The organism is Streptomyces sp. NBC_00461 (assembly GCF_036013935.1).
Lineage (GTDB): Bacteria > Actinomycetota > Actinomycetes > Streptomycetales > Streptomycetaceae > Streptomyces.
The window spans coordinates 1980623-2000575 of record NZ_CP107902.1 but is presented as its reverse complement, the minus strand read 5'-3'; the positions used below and the strand labels follow the sequence as shown (position 1 = coordinate 2000575).

The window sequence follows — 19953 nt, the reverse complement described above, 5'->3', positions numbered from 1 at the left end:
CGCCTTACCGGCCATCCGGACCGGTCCGGTTCGTATACGGAACATCCGTCCGGTTAGGCTCATGACATGCATGCCTGGCCCGCTTCCGAGGTCCCCGCCCTGCCTGGTCAGGGCCGCGACCTGAGGATCCACGACACCGCGACCGGCGGTTCGGTCCCCCTGGACCCCGGTCCCGTCGCCCGTATCTACGTCTGCGGCATCACGCCGTACGACGCGACCCACATCGGTCACGCGGCGACCTACAACGCGTTCGACCTCGTTCAGCGCGTGTGGCTCGACACCAAGCGGCAGGTTCACTACGTCCAGAACGTGACCGACGTCGACGATCCGCTGCTGGAGCGGGCGCACCGTGACGGCATCGACTGGGTCGCCCTCGCCGAGCAGCAGACGGCCCTGTTCCGCGAGGACATGACCGCCCTGCGGATGCTGCCCCCGCAGCAGTACATCGGCGCGGTCGAGGCGATACCCGGCATCGTGCCGCTCGTCGAACGGCTGCGGGACGCCGGTGCCGCCTACGAACTCGAGGGCGACATCTACTTCTCCGTCGAGTCCGACCCCGACTTCGGCAAGGTCTCGGGCCTCGACGCGGCCGCGATGCGGCTGCTGTCCGCCGAGCGCGGCGGCGACCCGGACCGTCCGGGCAAGAAGAACCCGCTCGACCCGATGCTGTGGATGGCCGCCCGTGAGGGCGAGCCCAGCTGGGACGGCGGCTCGCTCGGCCGCGGCCGGCCCGGCTGGCACATCGAGTGCGTCGCCATTGCCCTGGACCACCTCGGCATGGGCTTCGACGTGCAGGGCGGCGGCTCCGACCTCGTCTTCCCGCACCACGAGATGGGCGCTTCGCACGCCCAGGTGCTGACCGGAGAGTTCCCCATGGCCAAGGCGTACGTCCACGCCGGCATGGTCGCCCTCGACGGCGAGAAGATGTCCAAGTCCAAGGGCAACCTGGTCTTCGTGTCGAAGCTGCGGCGCGACGGCGTGGACCCGGCCGCGATCCGGCTGGCACTGCTCGCTCACCACTACCGGTCCGACTGGGAGTGGACGGACCAGGTCCTCCAGGACGCCGTGGCCCGCCTCGGCCGCTGGCGCGCCGCCGTGTCCCGGCCCGACGGGCCGCCCGCCGAGGCCCTCGTCGAGGAGATCCGCGAGGCCCTCGCCGACGACCTGGACGCCCCGGCCGCGCTCGCCGCGGTCGACCGCTGGGTCGCGCGGCAGGACGCCGAGGGCGGCAGCGACATCGGCGCACCCGGTGTCGTATCGCGGGCTGTGGACGCGCTGTTGGGCGTGGCCCTGTAGCCACCGCCACGCCACCGCTACCGCCACCTGGGCACGGAAAGGGGCGCTTCCTTTGCGGAGGAAGCGCCCCTTCGTGGTGCGCGCCGTCATTCAGGCAGCGGTCAGACCCGCTGGATGCGGACGCTGCGCAGGACGTTCGGCGAGTTGGAGTCCCAGACGCCGATCACCTGGTGGCCGAAGGCGAAGGCCTCCTGGATCTGCTGGTGGATCTGCGGGGTCGGGTTGTTGAGGATCCGGAACTGGTTGTTGATCCGCAGGAAGATCTGCTGCGGCTGGCCCGGGAGCGGCTGGACGATGTCCACGAAGCCGTTCGCCACACCGGCCGCGAGCGCCTGCTGCTGGACCTGCTGGACGACCTGCTGGATCACGGCCTGCGCGAGCTGCTGAAGCTGCTGCTGGGTCTGCTGCTCCTGCTGCTGCGCCTGCAGGTCCTGCTGCTGTTGCTGACCGTGAGGCTGTTGCTGCTGGCCCTGGCCGAGCTGCTGCAGCAGCTGCTGGAACGGCTGCTGCTGACCGAGCTGCTGCAGCTGCTCCATCGAACCGCCCATCCCCATGGGCTGCTGCTGGCCGAAGCCCTGCTGCTGCCCGAGAGGCTGCTGCTGGTACTGCTGGTAGGGCGACGTGCTCGGGAACTGCTGGCCTTGCTGCTGTCCCAGTTGGCTCATCTGCGGGGTGGTGCTCATGCGTGTGTCACCTTCCCTTGATGGGTGGGATGCGTCAGCCCGTGACGACCAGGCCGACGATCTCGTCGTCCGAGAACCACACTCGGACGTCGGGCCGTCCCCCCGCGAAGGCGGAGTGCACCGCCTGGCGGATCTCGGGGGACGGATGGTTCAGGTTCCGCCAGGCGCCGGCCACGAACAGCCTGAGCCTCGGCGGGAGTTCGCGCGGATACGGCAACAGCTCGTCCCAGTACCGTTCGGCCTGGCCCGAGCCGACCGACTCTGGCAGCAGATGGGTGACCGCCGCCTTGATGTCGGGCCGGTTGCCGATCCGCTGCGAGGCGGGCCGGCCCGGCGCGTCCTGCTGCGGGGAACCCGTGGCCCGCAGCACCGCGCGGGCACGCTCCGGGGACATCGGTTCCTGCGCTGCCGCCTTGAGCATGCCCTGCAGCGCGGCCACCGCGCCGACCACCACGGGGGAGGCGGCGGAGGTCCCGGAGAACGTGTCCGTGTACCAGGCGATCTCCTCGGGTCCGCCCTGCAGATCGCCGGGCTTGTCCCAGAAGCCGCCGGTGGTCGTGACCTCGCGTCCCCAGCCCTGCGCGTCCACGCGGGAACCGTAGTTGGAGAACGCCAGCCTCGACCGGTCCGGGCCGTGGTCGCGGCCGTGCGTGCCGGGCGGCGGTGCGCCCGCGCCGACCAGGACGGCTCCGGAGGACTGGTTGGAGGGATTGAACGGGTTGCGCCACGACTCGGGGAATTCGTCGGGGCGGCGCTCGTAGGCCGCGTCGTCCAGCGATTCGCCGCCGTTGCCGGCCGCCTCGACGACGAGGACGCCCCTGGCGGTGGCGTACCGGATGGCCGCGAAGTCGTCCGGCCACCACTCGACCGCGACATAGCCGCGCTGGTCGTCGCGCTCGGCGTACTCGAACCGCGGTCCGGGACGGTGCAGTTCGATCAGTACGACGTCACCGGGGCCGAGCCGGTCGGCCGCCGCGTGGATCGCGGCCGCCGTGCCGATGCCCTGGAAGGACGCGGCCGCGGTCGCCGCCTCCGGCACGATGCCGTTCACGCCGTACTCGCCCAGGTCGCCGCCGATCACGCCGATCACGGCGGTGCCGTGGTTGCGCCAGGCGAGGTCGGTCAGCGGGGTGCCGACCACGACGCCGGCGAGCTTGGCGGCCAGGTCCTCATGGCCCAACTGCCAGGCGCCCTCGACGTCGATGACCGTCACCCCCTGACCGGACCCGCCCGGCCGCTGCCACGCCCAGTGCGCGTCGATCCCCTCGGGCGCCGGGCCCAGATAGCCCTGGCGGCCGCTGAAGTCGGGGGTGACCGGGGTGCCTTCCTTCAGGCGGCGGTCGCCGTCGGCCACCGTCGCGGGAACGGCGCCCGGTTTCACGTACGCCGTGTCGATCCCCGGCAGGGCGGCGATCCGCGACCGCAGCTCCTGGGCGCGGCTCTCCCCGCCCCGCACCCGGTAGAACAGCGCGAGGTCGGGCATGTTCTGGTCGCCCGGCGTGGCGGAGGACTGCTGGAGCCGGTCCTCGCTGCCGAACAGCGGCTGCAGTACGAGCTGTTCGTCGCTGAGGAACATGTTGAGCGCGGAGACATCGGCACCGGCCGCCGAACGGACGCCCTCGCTCCGGGCGCGCAGCCGGGTCTCGGCACTGGCGACGACGATCAGTTCCTGCTCGGCTCCTCGATAGGTGAATCCCGCTCCGTCGGGTCCGGGACCACCGGCCCCGGGGCCCTGTGCCGGCTGTACCTGGTCGCTCATCGGTACCGCTCCCTTCGGTTCGGTCCGTGCGGGTGCGCCGTCGCTGCACAACCAAGCACGAGCGCGCCGAGGCGTCCAGAGTCTTTTCACCAACTCCGTTTGATATAAGTTGAATTGGGTAACGTGTGCAATCCGACCGGAAGTAGATGTCACGCCTCAATCCGGCCAAATGTGCCGATCTTCGAGCACGTCGGCGCGGCCGTCGGGCAGCACGTGCTCGGCCGTCCGGGCAGCAAGAAGGGCGGTGCGCCCGGCGCACCGCCCTTCACTCGTTCACTCCTCCGGGGACTCGTCGTCCTCCGGATCCGGTTTTGGCGGTTTCGGCGGTTTCGTACGACCGCCGGGGCTGTCCCGCCGGTACGACGTGCCGTCACCGCCGTCAGCGGTCGCGTGACCGCCGCTCGACGGACCCGACCCGTCCCGGCGCCGCAGATACCGCTCGAACTCGCGGGCGATCGCCTCGCCCGTCGCCTCCGGCAGCTCCGCGGTGTCCCGGGCCTCCTCCAGCGTCTGGACGTACTCGGCGACCTCGCTGTCCTCGGCGGCCAGCTGGTCCACGCCGACCTGCCAGGCGCGCGCGTCCTCGGGCAGCTCGCCCAGCGGGATGCGCACGTCGATCAGGTCCTCCAGGCGGTTGAGCAGGGCCAGCGTCGCCTTCGGGTTCGGCGGCTGCGACACGTAGTGCGGCACCGCTGCCCACAGCGAGACGGCCGGGACGCCCGCGTGCGTGCAGGCCTCCTGAAGGACGCCGACGATGCCCGTCGGGCCCTCGTACTTGGTCTCCTCCAGGTCCATGCGCTGCGCCAGGTCCGCGTCGGACGTGGTGCCGCTGATCGGGACCGGACGCGTGTGCGGGGTGTCGCCCAGCAGGGCGCCCAGCACCACCACCAGCTCCACGCCCAGCTCGTGCGCGAAGCCCAGCAGCTCGTTGCAGAACGAGCGCCACCGCATCGACGGCTCGATACCCCGGACGAGGACGAGATCGCGCGGCTTCTCACCGCCGACCCGGACCACCGACAACCTTGTCGTCGGCCACGTGATCTTGCGCACGCCGCTGTCCATCCACACCGTGGGGCGGTTCACCTGGAAGTCGTAGTAGTCCTCGGCGTCCAGCGCCGCGAACACCTCGCCCTTCCACTCCCTGTCCAGGTGCGCGACCGCGGTGGAGGCGGCGTCGCCGGCATCGTTCCAGCCCTCGAACGCGGCCACCATGACCGGGTCGATCAGCTCGGGAACCCCCTCGAGCTCGATCACCCAGGCCTCCTTCCGACGTGCCCTCGCTTGACCACCCAACCTTACGGCGTGCGGCGGGGGCGCCCGCAGCCCCCTTGCACGGGGGAGTGAACGCATCACTGCCCCGTTCGCCACCTCTGAACACCCTTGGCCGTCCGAGCCGTACCCCGGGTGCCCGGGCCCTCAGAGCGTGGAGCGAAGCCACTGCTCCACGCTCGCGATGTGCACCGTCGCCCAGGACCGCGCGGCCTCCGCGTCCCGGTCGCGCAGGGCGGCCAGGATCGCCCGGTGCTCGTGCAGGGTGCGGCTGACCGCGTCCTCCTGGGTCAGGCCGCGCCAGATACGGGCCCGGGTGGTCGGCCCCGACAGGCCGTCCATGAGCGAGCAGAGCACCGAGTTGCCGGAGCTCTGCACGATGCCCCGGTGGAAGTCGAGGTCGCAGGCGACGAGTTCCTCCACCGACGGCGCGTCCCCGAGTTTGTCCAACTGGGCCGAGAGCGCGCTCAGTTGCTGCTCGCTGATCCGGGAGGCCGCCATCGCCGTGGCGGCCGGCTCCAGGATGCGCCGCACCGCCAGGAACTCAAGGACCGTGTCGTCGCGGTGGAAGTCCACGACGAAGCTCATCGCCTCCAGCAGCAGCTGCGGGTCGAGGCTGGTCACATACGTGCCGTCGCCCTGCCGTACGTCCAGGATCCGGATCAGCGACAGGGCGCGCACCGCCTCCCGCAGGGAGTTGCGGGAGAGGCCGAGCTCGGCGGCCAGCTCGCTCTCCTTGGGCAGCCGGTCGCCGGGTCGCAGCGCGCCGGAGACGATCATCCCCTTGATTTTCTCGATCGCCTCGTCGGTGACTGCCATGGCCGGCCTCCCTGTCGTTCAGACCTGTCGTTCAGACATCCGATGTCTCAGGCCATTATGGGGCTTCCCACGGGTTCAGTGGGCTGAACGGGGCACCGAATGCTCAGCTCGGAGTGAGAATCTCCAGGTCGGAGAATACGGTGGCCTCGTCGCATCATCGGCTTCGCCCACCTGACGGACCTGACAACCCTGCCGGACCCGGCCCCGGCGTCCCGGCGAGCGCTGCTGCTCGGGCGCGAACTGATCCTGCGCCGCAGCGAGTTGGCGGACCCGCACGCTGTAAGGGCGGTTGTGCAGCAGACGGCCTGAGGGGCACTGGGCTGTTACCCCCATCGCCCCGATACCCCAGCACGCGGAAAGGGGCGGCTCCGTCGGCATGGAGTCGCCCCTTTCCGCGGAACCGGCCCCCTAGGGGAGAGGGGCCGTTCCCCGGTCGTGCCGGCCCTGGTCGGGAAGGGCCGGCACGAGGTCTACTTCTTGTCGAGCAGGTCCTGGACCTTCGCGCGGACGTCGTCCGTCGCCAGACCCCGGATCGTCAGCGTCGTACGGCGCCGCAGCACGTCGTCCGGAGTCTCGGCCCACTCGTTGTCCCGCGCGTAGACGACCTGCGCCCAGATCTCCGGGGCGTCGGGGTGGACGCGCTGGGCCAGCTCCGGGTTGTCGTTGGCCAGACGGGCGATGTCGAAGGCCAGCGAGCCGTAGTGCGTGGCAAGGTGCTTGGCGGTGTCGGCGGCCATGCGCGGACCCGGCGCGGGGTGGTCGACCAGCAGCCGGTGGGCGACCGCGCGCGGGTTGGCGACGCCGGGAAGCGGCAGCTTCTTCGGCAGCGACGAGATCGGCTCGAAGTCGTCACCCAGCGGAGCGCCCGGCAGCGCCTCCAGCTTCTGCATCACCGTACGGCCGATGTGCCGGAAGGTCGTCCACTTGCCGCCCGCGACGGACAGCATCCCGGCACGGCCCTCCGTCACCACGGTCTCGCGCTTGGCCTTCGCCGTGTCGCCGGGGCCGCCCGGCAGCACGCGCAGACCCGCGAAGGAGTACGTGATGAGGTCACGCGACAGCTGCTGGTCGCGGACCGAGAACGCGGCCTCGTCCAGGATCTGGGATATGTCCTTCTCGGTGACCGCGACGTCCGCCGGGTCGCCCTCGAACTCCTCGTCGGTCGTGCCGAGCAGCAGCATGTCCTCCCAGGGGAGGGCGAAGGTGATGCGGTACTTGTCGATCGGGGTCGCGAGCGCGGCCTTCCACGGGGACGTCCGCTTCAGGACCAGATGCGCGCCCTTCGACAGCCGGATCGACGGGGCGGCGTTCGGGTCCTCCATGCGGCGCAGGTGGTCGACCCACGGGCCGGTCGCGTTGAGCACCAGACGGGCGTTGACGCCGAACTCGTCGCCACTGGTGCGGTCGCGCAGGTCGGCACCGGTCACCCGGCCCTTGGTGAACCTCAGGCCGGTCACCTCGGCGTGGTTGAGGACGACCGCGCCCGACTCGACGGCCGCACGGACCGTCATCAGCGCCATGCGCGCGTCGTTCATCTGGTCGTCGCCGTAGACGGCGACGGCCTTGAGGTTGTCGGTGCGCAGCTCGGGCACGTCCTGCGCCGCCTTGGCGGGGGAGAGGAGGTGGCCGACGCCGTCACCGAACGCGGAGAGCGCGGAGTAGGCGAAGACGCCCGCCCCGAGCTTCGCAGCGCCGTGCGGCCCGCCCTTGTACACGGGGAGGTAGAACGTGAGCGGGTTCGCCAGGTGGGGGGCCACCTGACGAGACACCGCACGGCGCTCGAAGTGGTTCTCCGCCACCAGCTTCACCGCGCCGGTCTGCAGGTAGCGCAGACCGCCGTGGAGCAGCTTGGAGGAGGCGGAAGAGGTGGCGCCGGCGAAGTCGCCGGCGTCGACCAGAGCCACCCTGAGGCCGGACTGCGCGGCGTGCCAGGCGGTGGAGATGCCCAGGATGCCGCCGCCGATCACGAGAAGGTCGAACGACGCCTTGGAGAGCTGTTCCCGGGTCTCGGCTCGGCTCGGGTTCGAGGCGGAGGCCGGGTGCGTACCCAGGGCAGGCACGGACTGCAGGGTGGACTGACTGGTCATTTCGGGTTCTTACTCCTCATCAGAGCGTGCGAGAGCCGTCAGGAGCTCTCGTCAGCTCTCGTCGTCCTCGAGCCAGCCCATGGTCCGCTCGACGGCCTTGAGCCAGCTCTTGTACTCACGGTCGCGCTTCTCCGCGGCCATGTTGGGGGTCCACTCGGCGGCCCGGCGCCAGTTGGCACGCAGGTCGTCGGTGCTGGTCCAGAAGCCGACGGCGAGACCGGCGGCGTAAGCGGCACCGAGGCAGGTGGTCTCGGCGACCATCGGGCGCACCACGGGTGCGTCGACGAAGTCCGAGAGCGTCTGCATCAGCAGGTTGTTGGAGGTCATACCGCCGTCGACCTTGATCGCCGCGAGCTCGACGCCGGAGTCCTTCGTCATGGCGTCGGTGATCTCACGGGTCTGCCAGGCCGTGGCCTCCAGGACGGCGCGCGCGAGGTGCGCCTTGGTGACGTACCGGGTGAGGCCGGCGATCACACCGCGGGCGTCGGAGCGCCAGTACGGGGCGAACAGACCGGAGAAGGCCGGCACGAAGTAGGCGCCGCCGTTGTCCTCGACCGTGAGCGCGAGGGTCTCGATCTCGGCGGCGGTGGAGATCAGGCCCATCTGGTCGCGCATCCACTGCACCAGCGAACCGGTGACGGCGATCGAGCCCTCCAGGGCGTAGACCGCCTTCTCGTCACCGATGCGGTAGCCGACCGTGGTCAGCAGGCCGTTGTAGGAGTTGACGGGCTTCTCGCCGGTGTTCATCAGCAGGAAGGTGCCGGTGCCGTACGTCGACTTGGCCTCGCCCTCCGCGAAACAGGTCTGGCCGAACAGGGCCGCCTGCTGGTCGCCGAGCGCGGAGGCGACGGGGATGCCGCCGAGCAGGTCGCCCAGCTTGCCGCCGGTGATCTCGCCGTACACCTCGGCGGAGGAGCGGATCTCCGGGAGCATCGCGAGCGGGACGCCGATGGACTCGGCGATCTTGTCGTCCCACTCCATGGTGTGCAGGTTCATCAGCATGGTGCGGGAGGCGTTGGTGACGTCGGTGACGTGCCGGCCGCCGTTGACACCGCCCGTCAGGTTCCAGATGACCCAGCTGTCCATGGTGCCGAAGAGGATGTCGCCCGCCTCGGCGCGCTCGCGCAGCCCCTCGACGTTGTCGAGCAGCCAGCGGGCCTTGGGGCCCGCGAAGTACGAGGCCAGCGGGAGGCCGGTCTCGCGGCGGAAGCGGTCCTGGCCGACGTTGCGGCCGAGTTCCTTGCACAGGGCGTCGGTGCGGGTGTCCTGCCAGACGATGGCGTTGTGGACGGGCTCACCGGTGTTCTTGTCCCACAGCAGCGTGGTCTCACGCTGGTTGGTGATGCCGATGGCCTTGATGTCGTCACGGGTGATGCCGGCCTTCTGGACGGCTCCGGCGACGACCTCCTGGACGTTCGTCCAGATCTCGTTGGCGTTGTGCTCGACCCAGCCCGGCTTCGGGAAGATCTGCTCGTGCTCCTTCTGGTCGACGGAGACGATACGGCCGTCCCGGTCGAAGACGATGCAGCGGCTGGAGGTGGTGCCCTGGTCGATAGCGGCGATGAAGGGGCCGGCGGTGTGCGCGTCGGTCACTGTGTGCTCCTGGAGTTCCGTGGATGTGGGGCTGTCTGTACGGCGCGGTGCTGGTTAAGTGCGGTGAAGCCCAGTGCTCTTAAGCAAAAGCGACGTTGTAGATGCCTGCAGCGATGGCGCCGCCGATCAGCGGACCGACCACCGGGATCCAGGCGTAGCTCCAGTCGGACCTGCCCTTGTTGGGCAGGGGGAGCAGGGCGTGCACGATGCGCGGGCCGAGGTCACGGGCCGGGTTGATCGCGTAGCCGGTCGGGCCGCCGAGGGACAGACCGATCGAGACGACCACGAGTGCGGTGATCAGGGCACCCAGCGTGCCGAGGCCCTTGCCGCTGTCGTTCAGGCCCTGCGTGAGGACGGCGAGCACCAGCACGATGGTGCCGATGATCTCCGTGGCGAGGTTCTGCCACACGACACGGATCTCCGGGCCGGTGGAGAAGATGCCCAGCACCGGGCCTGCGCCCGCCTCCTGGGCCTCGACGGCCTTGACCTTCGTGGCCTGCGCACCCGGACCGCCGACGATCTCCTTGTCGGTGAGGTGCGCGTGGAACTGCCCGTAGTAGGCGACCCAGACCAGGCTCGCGCCGATCGCGGCGCCGAGGAGCTGTCCGGCCCAGTACACCGGGACGTTGCTCCAGTCGCCGTTCTTGATCGCGAGTGCGAGCGTCACGGCCGGGTTCAGGTGGGCGCCGGAGAGCGGCGCCGACGTGTAGACCGCCGTCAGTACCGCGAAGCCCCACCCGAAGGTGATGGCCAGCCAGCCGGCGTTACGGGCCTTGGAGGCCTTCAGCGTCACGGCGGCGCAGACGCCGCCGCCGAGCAGGATGAGTATGGCGGTACCGATGGTCTCGCCGATGAAGATGTCGGAGCTGGACACCCGCGACTCCTTTGTCCTTCGTCCAGGGGACCGAACCCCGGGTCCCTCCGGGAGTTCGAGCTGCCCTCGGGGGTGAGAGCGATGCCGGCCCTTGGCGTTGTCACACTCTAGCGCGTATTGCCGGTAGGTGTTCGACAATGCCGACCGATGGACGGGAGTCTTGCTCCGGCTTCGCATGCGAGTCAAGAGCCCTGTAGTCGAAAGCGCGATCGTTACTGAAAGCCGTGAGCTGTCGATCTTGCAGGTCAGCTGCGTACGGCGGCGTAACAAGCACGGTGCGTACCAACTGGACGGTTCGCCGTGCTGCGTCCAGGTACGACGGAGGCCGGAACGCCGTTCGGCGTTCCGGCCTCCGTCCACGCCTCTCAGAACCGCCCGGCACCCAGATCCCGCGACACCGCACGGGCACAGTCCCGCACCGCGGCGATCAGCTCGGGCTGCAGCTCGCCGTCCCGGCACAGCCGCTCCACGGCGCCGGTGATGCCCACCGCGCCCACCGGCATCCGCCGCCGGTCGTGGATGGGCGCGGCGACGGACGCGACGCCCTCCCAGGTCTCCTCGACGTCGGCCGCGTAACCACGCGCGCGCGACATGTCGAGGATGTGCTCGAAGTCCTCCAGCCCGCACACGGTCCTGTCGGTGAAGGGCTTGCGGTCGGCCTCGACGGCCTCGCTGTGCGCGACCGGGTCGTAGGCCGACAGGACCTTGCCCAGGGCCGTGGAGTGCAGGGGCTGCATGGCCCCGATCTCCAGCACCTGACGGCTGTCGTCGGGCCGGAAGACGTGGTGCACGATCAGCACACCCTGCTGGTGCAGGACGCCGAGATACACGCTCTCCCCGCTCGACCTGGCCAGGTCGTCCGTCCATACCAGGGCCCGCGCCCGCAGCTCGTGCACGTCGAGGTAGGTGGTGCCCAGGCGCAGCAGTTCGGCGCCCAGCTGATAGCGCCCGGAGGCGTCGTCCTGCTCGACGAACCCCTCCTGCTGGAGGGTGCGCAGGATCCCGTGGGCGGTGCCCTTGGCGAGGCCCAGTGACGAGGCGATGTCCGAGAGGCCGAGCCGTCGCTCGCCGCCCGCGAGCAGCCGCAGCATCGCGGCCGCCCGTTCGAGCGACTGGATGTTCCGTGCCATCGCCGTGCTGCCTCCGTCCCCTTCGACCGTCGACGTGCGACGCCGCTGCCGCTGTTCGGCAATGTCGAACACTACCGGTCGATGTCGACCTCCCGCTAATGGTTGGTCGTCATCCGTCGCGATCCGTTGTGTCACTCGTATCCCCTGAGTGACCTGCCCGTCACCCGGGTCCGCCCCGTGGACGCCCTGACCATCCCGGCGCGGACCCGGTTACCCTGGCGAAGTGCGCCCGCCGCGGGAGATCCACGGAGGGGTGCAAAGCCGACAGCCGTCGCACCCAAGGGAGCCCCTTAAATGGCCTCGTCGCCACTGACCCCTTCCGCCGACAGCCGGACCCGTGCGTCCGCGCTCCGTGAGGCGCTGGCCACCCGAGTGGTGGTCGCCGACGGAGCGATGGGCACCATGCTGCAGGCGCAGGACCCCACACTGGACGACTTCCAGCAGTTGGAGGGCTGCAACGAGGTCCTCAACGTGACCCGTCCGGACATCGTCCGCTCGGTGCACTCCGAGTACTTCGACGCGGGCGTCGACTGCGTGGAGACCAACACCTTCGGCGCGAACCTCACCGCCCTGGGTGAATACGACATTCCCGAGCGCGTCGCCGAACTGTCCGAGGCCGGTGCCCGCATCGCCCGCGAGACGGCGGACGAGTTCGCCGCGCGCGACGGCCGCCAGCGCTGGGTGCTGGGCTCGATGGGCCCCGGCACCAAGCTGCCCACCCTCGGCCACACCACCTTCGATGTCATCCGTGACGCGTACCAGCAGAACGCCGAGGGCCTGCTCGCCGGCGGCGCCGACGCGCTGCTGGTGGAGACCACCCAGGACCTGCTGCAGACCAAGGCCTCCGTCCTGGCCGCCCGCCGGGCCATGGAGACGGCCGGGTACGAGGTCCCGCTCATCGTGTCGGTGACGGTCGAGACGACCGGCACCATGCTGCTCGGCTCGGAGATCGGCGCCGCGCTCACCGCGCTGGAACCGCTCGGCATCGACATGATCGGGCTGAACTGCGCCACCGGACCGGCCGAGATGAGCGAGCACCTGCGCTACCTGGCCCGCCACTCGCGCGTTCAGCTGTCCTGCATGCCCAACGCGGGCCTGCCGGTCCTCGGCCGCGACGGCGCCCACTACCCGCTCACGGCGCCGGAACTCGCCGACGCCCAGGAGACCTTCGTACGCGAGTACGGCCTCTCTCTCATCGGCGGCTGCTGCGGCACCACCCCCGAGCATCTGCGCCAGGTCGTCGAGCGGGTCCGAGGCACCGCCCCGACCGAGCGGCATCCGCAGCCCGAGCCGGGCGCCGCCTCCCTCTACCAGACCGTGCCCTTCCGCCAGGACACCTCGTACCTGGCCATCGGCGAGCGCACCAACGCCAACGGCTCGAAGAAGTTCCGCGAGGCCATGCTGGAGGCCCGCTGGGACGACTGCGTGGAGATGGCCCGCGACCAGATCCGCGAGGGCGCCCACATGCTGGACCTCTGCGTGGACTACGTCGGCCGCGACGGCGTCGCCGACATGGAGGAGCTGGCCGGCCGCTTCGCCACCGCCTCCACCCTGCCGATCGTGCTGGACTCCACCGAAGTGGAGGTGCTCCGGGCGGGGCTGGAGAAACTGGGCGGCCGCGCGGTCATCAACTCCGTCAACTACGAGGACGGCGACGGCCCGGAGTCCCGCTTCGCGAAGGTCACCAAGCTCGCGCAGGAGCACGGTGCCGCGCTGATCGCCCTGACCATCGACGAGGTGGGACAGGCCCGCACTCCCGAGAAGAAGGTCGAGATCGCCGAACGGCTCATCGACGACCTGACCGGCAACTGGGGCATCCACGAGTCGGACATCCTCATCGACACCCTGACCTTCACCATCTGTACCGGCCAGGAGGAGTCCCGCAAGGACGGCATCGCCACCATCGAGGCGATCCGCGAACTCAAGCGGCGCCACCCGGACGTACAGACCACGCTGGGCCTGTCGAACATCTCCTTCGGCCTCAACCCGGCCGCCCGCATCCTGCTCAACTCCGTCTTCCTGGACGAGTGCGTCAAGGCGGGCCTCGACTCGGCGATCGTCCACGCGTCGAAGATCCTGCCGATCGCCCGGTTCAGCGAGGAGGAGGTGCAGACGGCTCTCGACCTGATCCACGACCGTCGCTCCGCCCAGCAAGGCGACAAACCAGCCTACGACCCCCTCCAGAAGCTGATGGCGCTGTTCGAGGGCGCCACCGCCAAGTCGCTGAAGGCGGGGAAGGCCGAGGAACTGGCCGCCCTCCCGCTGGAGGAGCGCCTCAAGCGCCGCATCATCGACGGCGAGAAGAACGGTCTGGAGGCCGACCTCGACGAGGCGCTGACCACCCGCCCCGCCCTCGACATCGTCAACGAGACGCTGCTGGACGGCATGAAGGTCGTCGGCGAGCTGTTCGGCTCCGGCCAGATGCAGCTGCCGTTCGTGCTCCAGTCCGCCGAGGTCATGAAGACCGCGGTGGCCCACCTCGAACCGCACATGGAGAAGTCCGACGACGAGGGCAAGGGCACCATCGTCCTCGCCACCGTGCGCGGGGACGTCCACGACATCGGCAAGAACCTCGTCGACATCATCCTGTCCAACAACGGCTACAACGTCGTCAACCTCGGCATCAAGCAGCCGGTCTCCGCGATCCTCGACGCTGCCGAGGAGCACCGGGCCGACGTCATCGGCATGTCCGGGCTCCTGGTCAAGTCCACGGTGATCATGAAGGAGAACCTGGAGGAGCTCAACCAGCGCGGCCTCGCGGCGGACTTCCCGGTCATCCTCGGCGGCGCGGCCCTCACCCGCGCGTACGTCGAGCAGGACCTGCACGAGATCTACGAGGGCGAAGTCCGCTACGCCCGCGACGCGTTCGAGGGCCTGCGCCTGATGGACGCGCTGATCGGAGTCAAGCGGGGCGTGCCCGGAGCCAAGCTGCCCGAGCTCAAGCAGCGCCGGGTGCGGGCGACTTCGGCCGTCGAGGTGGAGGAACGCCCGGAGGAGGGCCACGTCCGCTCGGACGTCGCCACCGACAACCCCATCCCCACCCCGCCCTTCTGGGACACCCGTGTCATCAAGGGCATCCAGCTCAAGGAGTACGCGAGCTGGCTGGACGAGGGCGCGCTGTTCAAGGGCCAGTGGGGCCTCAAGCAGGCCCGTACCGGCGAGGGGCCGACGTACGAGGAACTCGTCGAGACCGACGGCCGGCCCCGGCTGCGCGGCCTGCTGGACCGGCTGCAGACCGACAACCTGCTGGAAGCGGCCGTTGTCTACGGCTACTTCCCGTGCGTCTCCAAGGACGACGACCTGATCATCCTGGACGAGCACGGCAACGAACGCACCCGCTTCACCTTCCCGCGCCAGCGCCGCGGCCGCCGGCTGTGCCTCGCGGACTTCTTCCGCCCTCAGGAGACGGGGGAGACCGACGTCGTCGGCCTCCAGGTCGTCACCGTCGGCTCGCGGATCGGCGAGGAGACGGCGCGGATGTTCGAGGCGAACGCCTACCGCGACTACCTCGAACTGCACGGTCTGTCGGTGCAGTTGGCCGAGGCGCTCGCCGAGTACTGGCACGCGCGCGTGCGGTCGGAGCTCGGCTTCGCCGGTGAGGACCCGAGCCAGATGGAGGACATGTTCGCCCTGAAGTACCGGGGCGCCCGCTTCTCCCTCGGCTACGGAGCCTGTCCGAACCTGGAGGACCGCGCCAAGATCGCCGACCTGCTCCAGCCGGAGCGCATCGGCGTCCACCTCTCCGAGGAGTTCCAGCTGCACCCCGAGCAGTCCACGGACGCGATCGTGATCCACCACCCGGAGGCGAAGTACTTCAACGCCCGCTGACAAAGGCCGGCCCCGGACACGCGCGAGGACACATTCGGGGACACATCGGCGCACGTCATGGCGCCTCCCGGCGGTATTCACGGAGTGCCCGGGACCTGCTTCGGTCAAACGAGGCACTTCCGTCGCGGGAGACGTACACTGGTCGGTCCACTGCAGGCCGGTTCCCCCAGCGGGAACCGGCCTGGTCGTCCCCAAGGAGGTGCGCCAGGATGACCAGTACGGTCCCCGCGCTCGGAACCCGTACGGCCGAAGGCTCAGTGCTGCAGGCCGTGCTCCTCGACATGGACGGAACCCTGGTGGACACCGAGGGCTTCTGGTGGGACGTCGAAGTCGAGATCTTCGCGGGCCTCGGCCACGTCCTCGACGAGTCGTGGCGCCATGTCGTGGTCGGCGGCCCCATGACCCGCAGCGCGGGGTTCCTCATCGAGGCCACCGGCGCCGACATCGCCATGGCGGAGCTCACGGTCCTGCTCAACCAGGGTTTCGAGGACCGCATCGACCGGGCCCTGCCCCTGATGCCGGGCGCCGCCAGACTGCTCGCGGAGCTCTTCGAGTACGAGATCCCCACCGCCCTGGTCTCCGCCTCGCACCGGCGCATCATCGACCGGGTGATCGGCTCGCTCGGAGCCCACCACTTCGCCCTGTCGGTCGCCGGCGACGAGGTGCCGCGGACCAAGCCGCACCCCGACCCCTACCTGTTCGCCGCCGCAGGACTCGGCGTGGATCCGACCAGATGCGCGGTCATCGAGGACACCGCGACCGGCGTCGCCGCGGCCGAGGCCGCCGGCTGCCACGTGGTCGCGGTCCCCTCGGTGGCCCCCATCGCCCCCGCCGTCCGGCGCACCGTCGTCACCTCACTCGAAGACGTCGACCTGGCATTCCTGCGCGGACTGATCGCCGCCTGATGACGGAAATGCGCTGAGCGTTCACCCAGCGTGCAGCGCCGATAGGACTTGAATTCCAGAGCCGGTGTGCGAGGGAATTCGAATCACGGCGGATGGCCGAATTCCGGTACCGGTCCCCGCCGTTGGGAATGTGAGGTTCCCCACTCGCCCGGGCCTGGACAGGTCGCGCGCGATGTGCTGATCGCCCGCTTGAGGGGTGCGTCGGCGTGCCCTTGTGTCCCGATTCATGGAACGCTGCACTAATCCTTCTCCGGTCGGGTTTTCGGTCTGTCCGCAGCCGGTTTCACTGCGTGATGGGGCCCCGAGTCCGGTGACTTCGAAGCGCCGTGCAGGTGCGGACTAATCTCGTGCGGGAACCATCGCCTCTACCCCCGTGATCCGCTGCGACACCCCTGCATGCCGGGTACACGGACCTGAACAGCTCTGGAGAATCACGAGCATGAACCGCAAGACTTTGGTGCTGCCGGCCGTGGTCGGCCTGCTCGCACCCGTGCTCGCCGCGTGTGGGGGTTCCGACAGTGGCAGCAGCGGCGGGGACGCGATCACCGTCGGTACCACCGACGCCTTCACCGCCACCAAGGACGCACCGGCGCCGCTCGATCCGGCGTACGCGTACGACGTCGGCACCTGGAACATCCTGCGCCAGACCGTGCAGACCCTGATGATCCAGCCGAAGGGCGAGGGGGACCCCGTGCCCGAGGCCGCGCAGAGCTGCGGCTTCACCGACTCGGGAGACGAGCGCTACGCCTGCAAGCTGCGGGACGGCCTGAAGTTCTCCAACGGCGACAAGATCACCGCGGCCGACGTGAAGTACTCCATCGACCGCGCCCGCGCCATCAAGGCCGACTCCGACGTGTTCGCCCTGCTGTCCACCATCGACACCGTCGAGACGCAGGGTGACAACGAAGTCATCTTCCACCTCAAGACCGCGGACGCCACGTTCCCGTACAAGCTGTCGACTCCGGTCGCGGGCATCGTCAACCCCGACGACTACGAGAAGAACAAGCTGCGCGACGGCTTCGATGTCGACGGCTCCGGCCCGTACACCCTCTCGACCGAGGTCAAGGACGACGCGATCGTCAAGGCCACCTTCACCAAGAACCCCAACTACCAGGGGACTCTGAAGGTGAACAACTCCAAGGTCGACATGATCTCGTACGCGGACGCCGACAAGATGGGCACCGCGCTCGACAAGGGTGACATCGACGTCATGACCCGCACCATGACGCCCGAACAGATCCAGAAGCTGTCCGCCGACTCGAACCCGAACGTCGACCTGGTCGAGCTGGCCGGCCTCGAGATCCGCTACCTCGCCTTCAACACCAACGCCCCGAGCGTGAAGACGAGGGCCGTCCGCCAGGCGATGGCCCAGCTGATCAACCGAGGCGAGCTGGTCTCCAAGGTGTACGGCACCCAGGCCGAGCCGCTGTACTCGCTCGTCCCGGCGAGCATCACCGGCCACTCCAACTCGTTCTTCAACAAGTACGCCGACCCGAGCACCGCCAAGGCCAAGGCACTGCTGGCGGGTGCCAACATCACCAGCCCGGTCAAGCTGACGCTGCACTACACGACCGACCACTACGGCTCGGCCACCAAGAAGGAATTCGAGATCCTTCAGAAGCAGCTCAACAGCAGCGGCCTGTTCGACGTCAGCATCCAGGGCACGCCCTGGTCGAAGTTCGTCCCGGCCGAGCGCAAGGGGCAGTACGACGTCTGGGGCATGGGCTGGTTCCCGGACTTCCCGGACCCGGACAACTTCCTCGCGCCGTTCCTCGACAAGGACAACTTCCTCAAGCTGCCGTACCGGAACAGCAAGATCATCAACAGTCTGATCCCGGCGTCCCGCCGTGAGGCCGACCGCATCGCGGCCGCCTCCAACCTCAACCAGATCCAGGACATCGTCGCCGACGACGTCCCGATCCTCCCGCTGTGGCAGGGCAAGCAGTACGTCGCCGCCCGCGACGACGTCACGGGGACCGCCTATGCTCTCAACTCCTCCTCGACCCTTCAGTTGTGGGAGCTCGGCCGTGGAGTGAGCGGCTGATCTGTCTCGCGTTCGGGGCCCGGGGACGGCGGCCCCGGGGGTCCCGATCCCGATGAGAAGGCATTGCAGTGAATATGCGCAACCAGTGGCCGGTCCTGCCCGTAGTGGCAGGGCTGGCCTCCGGCCTTTTGACCGGCTGCGGAACGGGCAGCGGCGATTCCGGGGGGACCGGTTCCTCAGTGGTCATGGGAATGTCGGACGACGTCCTGGCCACCGACCCCGCCTCCGGCTACGACCCCGGCTCCTGGCTGTTGTTCAACAACGTCTTCCAGTCGCTGCTCAGCTTCCCCAACGGAGGCACGGAGCCCGAGCCGGAGGCGGCCAAGTCGTGCGGCTTCACGGACACGTCGACCACGGTCTACAAGTGCACGCTGAAGGACGGCCTCCAGTTCAGCAACGGTGACGCGCTCACCTCCGAGGACGTCAAGTTCTCCTTCGACCGCACGCTCAAGATCAACGACCCCGCCGGCCCGGCGATCATGTTCCCCATGCTGGACAAGGTGGAGGCGCCGGACGAGAAGACGGTCGTCTTCCGCCTGAAGGTGCCCGACGCCACCTTCCCCAGCAAGATCGCCTCCGGCGCCGGCTCCATCGTCGACCACAAGCAGTACGACGCCGGCGGGCTGCGCAAGGACGGCGAGGCGGTCGGCTCGGGCCCGTACAAGCTGGACTCGTTCGGCGACGACAAGGCCGTCTTCTCCGTCAACGACGGCTACAAGGGCACCGCGAAGGTGAAGAACTCCGGCGTCACGCTGAAGTTCTTCCACGGAGACCAGTCGGCCCTGAAGAAGGACCTGCTGGACAACAAGATCGACATCGCCTACCGAGGCCTCAGCGCGGGCGACATCGCCGACATCCAGAACGCCGACAACAGCTCGAAGGCCGAGGTCGTCGAGGGCAGCAGCGCCGAGGTCCAGCACCTGGTCTTCAACATGCACGACCCGGTCGCCGGAAAAATCGGCGTACGCAAGGCCATCGCCTACCTCATCGACCGCGACGCCCTCATCAAGGACGTCTACGAGGGCACCGCCACCCCGCTCTACTCGATCATCCCGGCCGGCATCGCGGGCCACAACACGGCCTTCTTCGACACCTACGGCGCCAGCCCCTCCCCGGCCAAGGCCGCCGCCGCCCTGAAGGACACGGGCATCACCGGCAAGGTGAAACTGACCCTTTGGTCCACCCCGTCCCGCTATGGCCCGGCCACCGACCAGGAACTCAAGGCGATAGCGAAGCAGCTCAACGCCAGCGGTCTCTTCGAGGCCGACGTGAAGTCCGTCGCCTTCGACCAGTACGAGAAGGACATCGCCAAGGGCAGGTACGGCGTGTACGTGAAGGGCTGGGTGCCGGACTACCCGGACGCCGACAACTTCACGGCCCCCTTCTTCGGTCACGGCAACGTGCTGAGCAACAACTTCAGCAACAACACCATCACCGGCACGCTCATCCCGCGCACCGCCGCCGAGATCGACCGCGCCGCGACCGACAACGACTACGGCAGGCTGCAGGACATCGTCGCCGACCAGCTGCCCGTCCTCCCGGTCTGGCAGGCCAAGCAGTACGCGGTCACCCGCGAGAACGTCTACGGCCTCGAGTACTGCCTCGACGCCTCGACGGTCTTCCGCTTCTGGGAACTCAGCAAGGACTGAAGGACCAGCAAGCACTG

13 protein-coding genes and 1 pseudogene are annotated in these 19953 nt (G+C 69.2%); 6 read left to right on the top strand and 8 right to left on the bottom strand.

Annotated features, from left to right (window positions below):
• Window positions 1-66 precede the first annotated feature (66 nt).
• On the top strand, window positions 67-1296 hold the full coding sequence (gene mshC, locus OG870_RS09615) for a cysteine--1-D-myo-inosityl 2-amino-2-deoxy-alpha-D-glucopyranoside ligase (protein WP_266511221.1): 1230 nt from the start codon (window positions 67-69) through the stop codon (window positions 1294-1296).
• 101 nt (window positions 1297-1397) lie between these two features.
• Here the strand turns inward: mshC and OG870_RS09610 are convergent, their stop codons facing one another.
• The 4 genes from OG870_RS09610 to OG870_RS09595 form a co-directional block, all read right to left on the bottom strand.
• Complete coding sequence (locus tag OG870_RS09610) at window positions 1398-1979, bottom strand: hypothetical protein (RefSeq protein ID WP_266511218.1); 582 nt, start codon at window positions 1977-1979, stop codon at window positions 1398-1400.
• Window positions 1980-2013: 34 nt separating this feature from the next.
• Complete coding sequence (locus OG870_RS09605) at window positions 2014-3738, bottom strand: S8 family peptidase (protein WP_266585849.1); 1725 nt, start codon at window positions 3736-3738, stop codon at window positions 2014-2016.
• A gap of 273 nt (window positions 3739-4011) precedes the next feature.
• A complete protein-coding gene (locus OG870_RS09600; protein ID WP_266511212.1) occupies window positions 4012-4992 on the bottom strand; it encodes a PAC2 family protein in 981 nt (326 codons plus the stop codon).
• A 162-nt stretch (window positions 4993-5154) separates the two neighbouring features.
• A complete protein-coding gene (locus OG870_RS09595; RefSeq protein ID WP_266511209.1) occupies window positions 5155-5826 on the bottom strand; it encodes a FadR/GntR family transcriptional regulator in 672 nt (223 codons plus the stop codon).
• A gap of 147 nt (window positions 5827-5973) precedes the next feature.
• Here OG870_RS09595 and OG870_RS09590 point away from each other — a divergent pair.
• Window positions 5974-6135: pseudogene (locus OG870_RS09590) on the top strand (S-methyl-5-thioribose kinase); the annotation flags it as partial.
• A gap of 161 nt (window positions 6136-6296) precedes the next feature.
• Here OG870_RS09590 and OG870_RS09585 read toward each other — a convergent pair.
• From OG870_RS09585 to OG870_RS09570, 4 genes are all read right to left on the bottom strand, one after another.
• A complete protein-coding gene (locus OG870_RS09585) occupies window positions 6297-7913 on the bottom strand; it encodes a glycerol-3-phosphate dehydrogenase/oxidase (RefSeq protein ID WP_266511206.1) in 1617 nt (538 codons plus the stop codon).
• A 51-nt stretch (window positions 7914-7964) separates the two neighbouring features.
• Window positions 7965-9506, bottom strand: coding sequence for a glycerol kinase GlpK (gene glpK, locus OG870_RS09580; protein ID WP_266511203.1), 1542 nt, complete (start codon window positions 9504-9506; stop codon window positions 7965-7967).
• Window positions 9507-9585: 79 nt separating this feature from the next.
• Entirely contained in the window at window positions 9586-10380 is a 795-nt protein-coding gene (locus tag OG870_RS09575) for an MIP/aquaporin family protein (RefSeq protein ID WP_266511200.1), read from the bottom strand.
• Window positions 10381-10745: 365 nt separating this feature from the next.
• Window positions 10746-11510 carry an IclR family transcriptional regulator gene (locus OG870_RS09570; protein ID WP_266511197.1) on the bottom strand — a complete coding sequence of 255 codons (765 nt, stop codon included), beginning with the start codon at window positions 11508-11510 and terminating at the stop codon, window positions 10746-10748.
• 294 nt (window positions 11511-11804) lie between these two features.
• Here OG870_RS09570 and metH point away from each other — a divergent pair, with 294 nt between their 5' ends.
• From metH to OG870_RS09550, 4 genes are all read left to right on the top strand, one after another.
• Window positions 11805-15338, top strand: a complete 3534-nt coding sequence (gene metH, locus OG870_RS09565) for a methionine synthase (protein ID WP_266841326.1) — start codon at window positions 11805-11807, stop codon at window positions 15336-15338.
• Window positions 15339-15547: 209 nt separating this feature from the next.
• Window positions 15548-16243, top strand: a complete 696-nt coding sequence (locus OG870_RS09560) for an HAD family hydrolase (protein ID WP_266585852.1) — start codon at window positions 15548-15550, stop codon at window positions 16241-16243.
• Window positions 16244-16682: 439 nt separating this feature from the next.
• Window positions 16683-18287: an ABC transporter substrate-binding protein gene (locus OG870_RS09555; RefSeq protein ID WP_266585854.1), complete on the top strand. Its 1605-nt coding sequence runs from the start codon at window positions 16683-16685 to the stop codon at window positions 18285-18287.
• Between the two features lie 68 nt (window positions 18288-18355).
• The gene (locus tag OG870_RS09550; protein WP_266585856.1) at window positions 18356-19936 is read left to right on the top strand and encodes an ABC transporter substrate-binding protein; all 1581 of its coding nucleotides are present in this window, start codon (window positions 18356-18358) and stop codon (window positions 19934-19936) included.
• The last annotated feature ends 17 nt before the right edge of the window (window positions 19937-19953 follow it).

Coding starts and splice junctions, on each gene's coding strand:
- mshC (WP_266511221.1), top strand. CDS start 67: ATGCATGCCTGGCCCGCTTCCGAGGTCCCCGCCCTGCCTGGTCAGGGC.
- OG870_RS09605 (WP_266585849.1), bottom strand. CDS start 3,738: ATGAGCGACCAGGTACAGCCGGCACAGGGCCCCGGGGCCGGTGGTCCC.
- OG870_RS09585 (WP_266511206.1), bottom strand. CDS start 7,913: ATGACCAGTCAGTCCACCCTGCAGTCCGTGCCTGCCCTGGGTACGCAC.
- OG870_RS09610 (WP_266511218.1), bottom strand. CDS start 1,979: ATGAGCACCACCCCGCAGATGAGCCAACTGGGACAGCAGCAAGGCCAG.
- OG870_RS09560 (WP_266585852.1), top strand. CDS start 15,548: ATGACCAGTACGGTCCCCGCGCTCGGAACCCGTACGGCCGAAGGCTCA.
- OG870_RS09595 (WP_266511209.1), bottom strand. CDS start 5,826: ATGGCAGTCACCGACGAGGCGATCGAGAAAATCAAGGGGATGATCGTC.
- OG870_RS09570 (WP_266511197.1), bottom strand. CDS start 11,510: ATGGCACGGAACATCCAGTCGCTCGAACGGGCGGCCGCGATGCTGCGG.
- metH (WP_266841326.1), top strand. CDS start 11,805: ATGGCCTCGTCGCCACTGACCCCTTCCGCCGACAGCCGGACCCGTGCG.
- OG870_RS09555 (WP_266585854.1), top strand. CDS start 16,683: ATGAACCGCAAGACTTTGGTGCTGCCGGCCGTGGTCGGCCTGCTCGCA.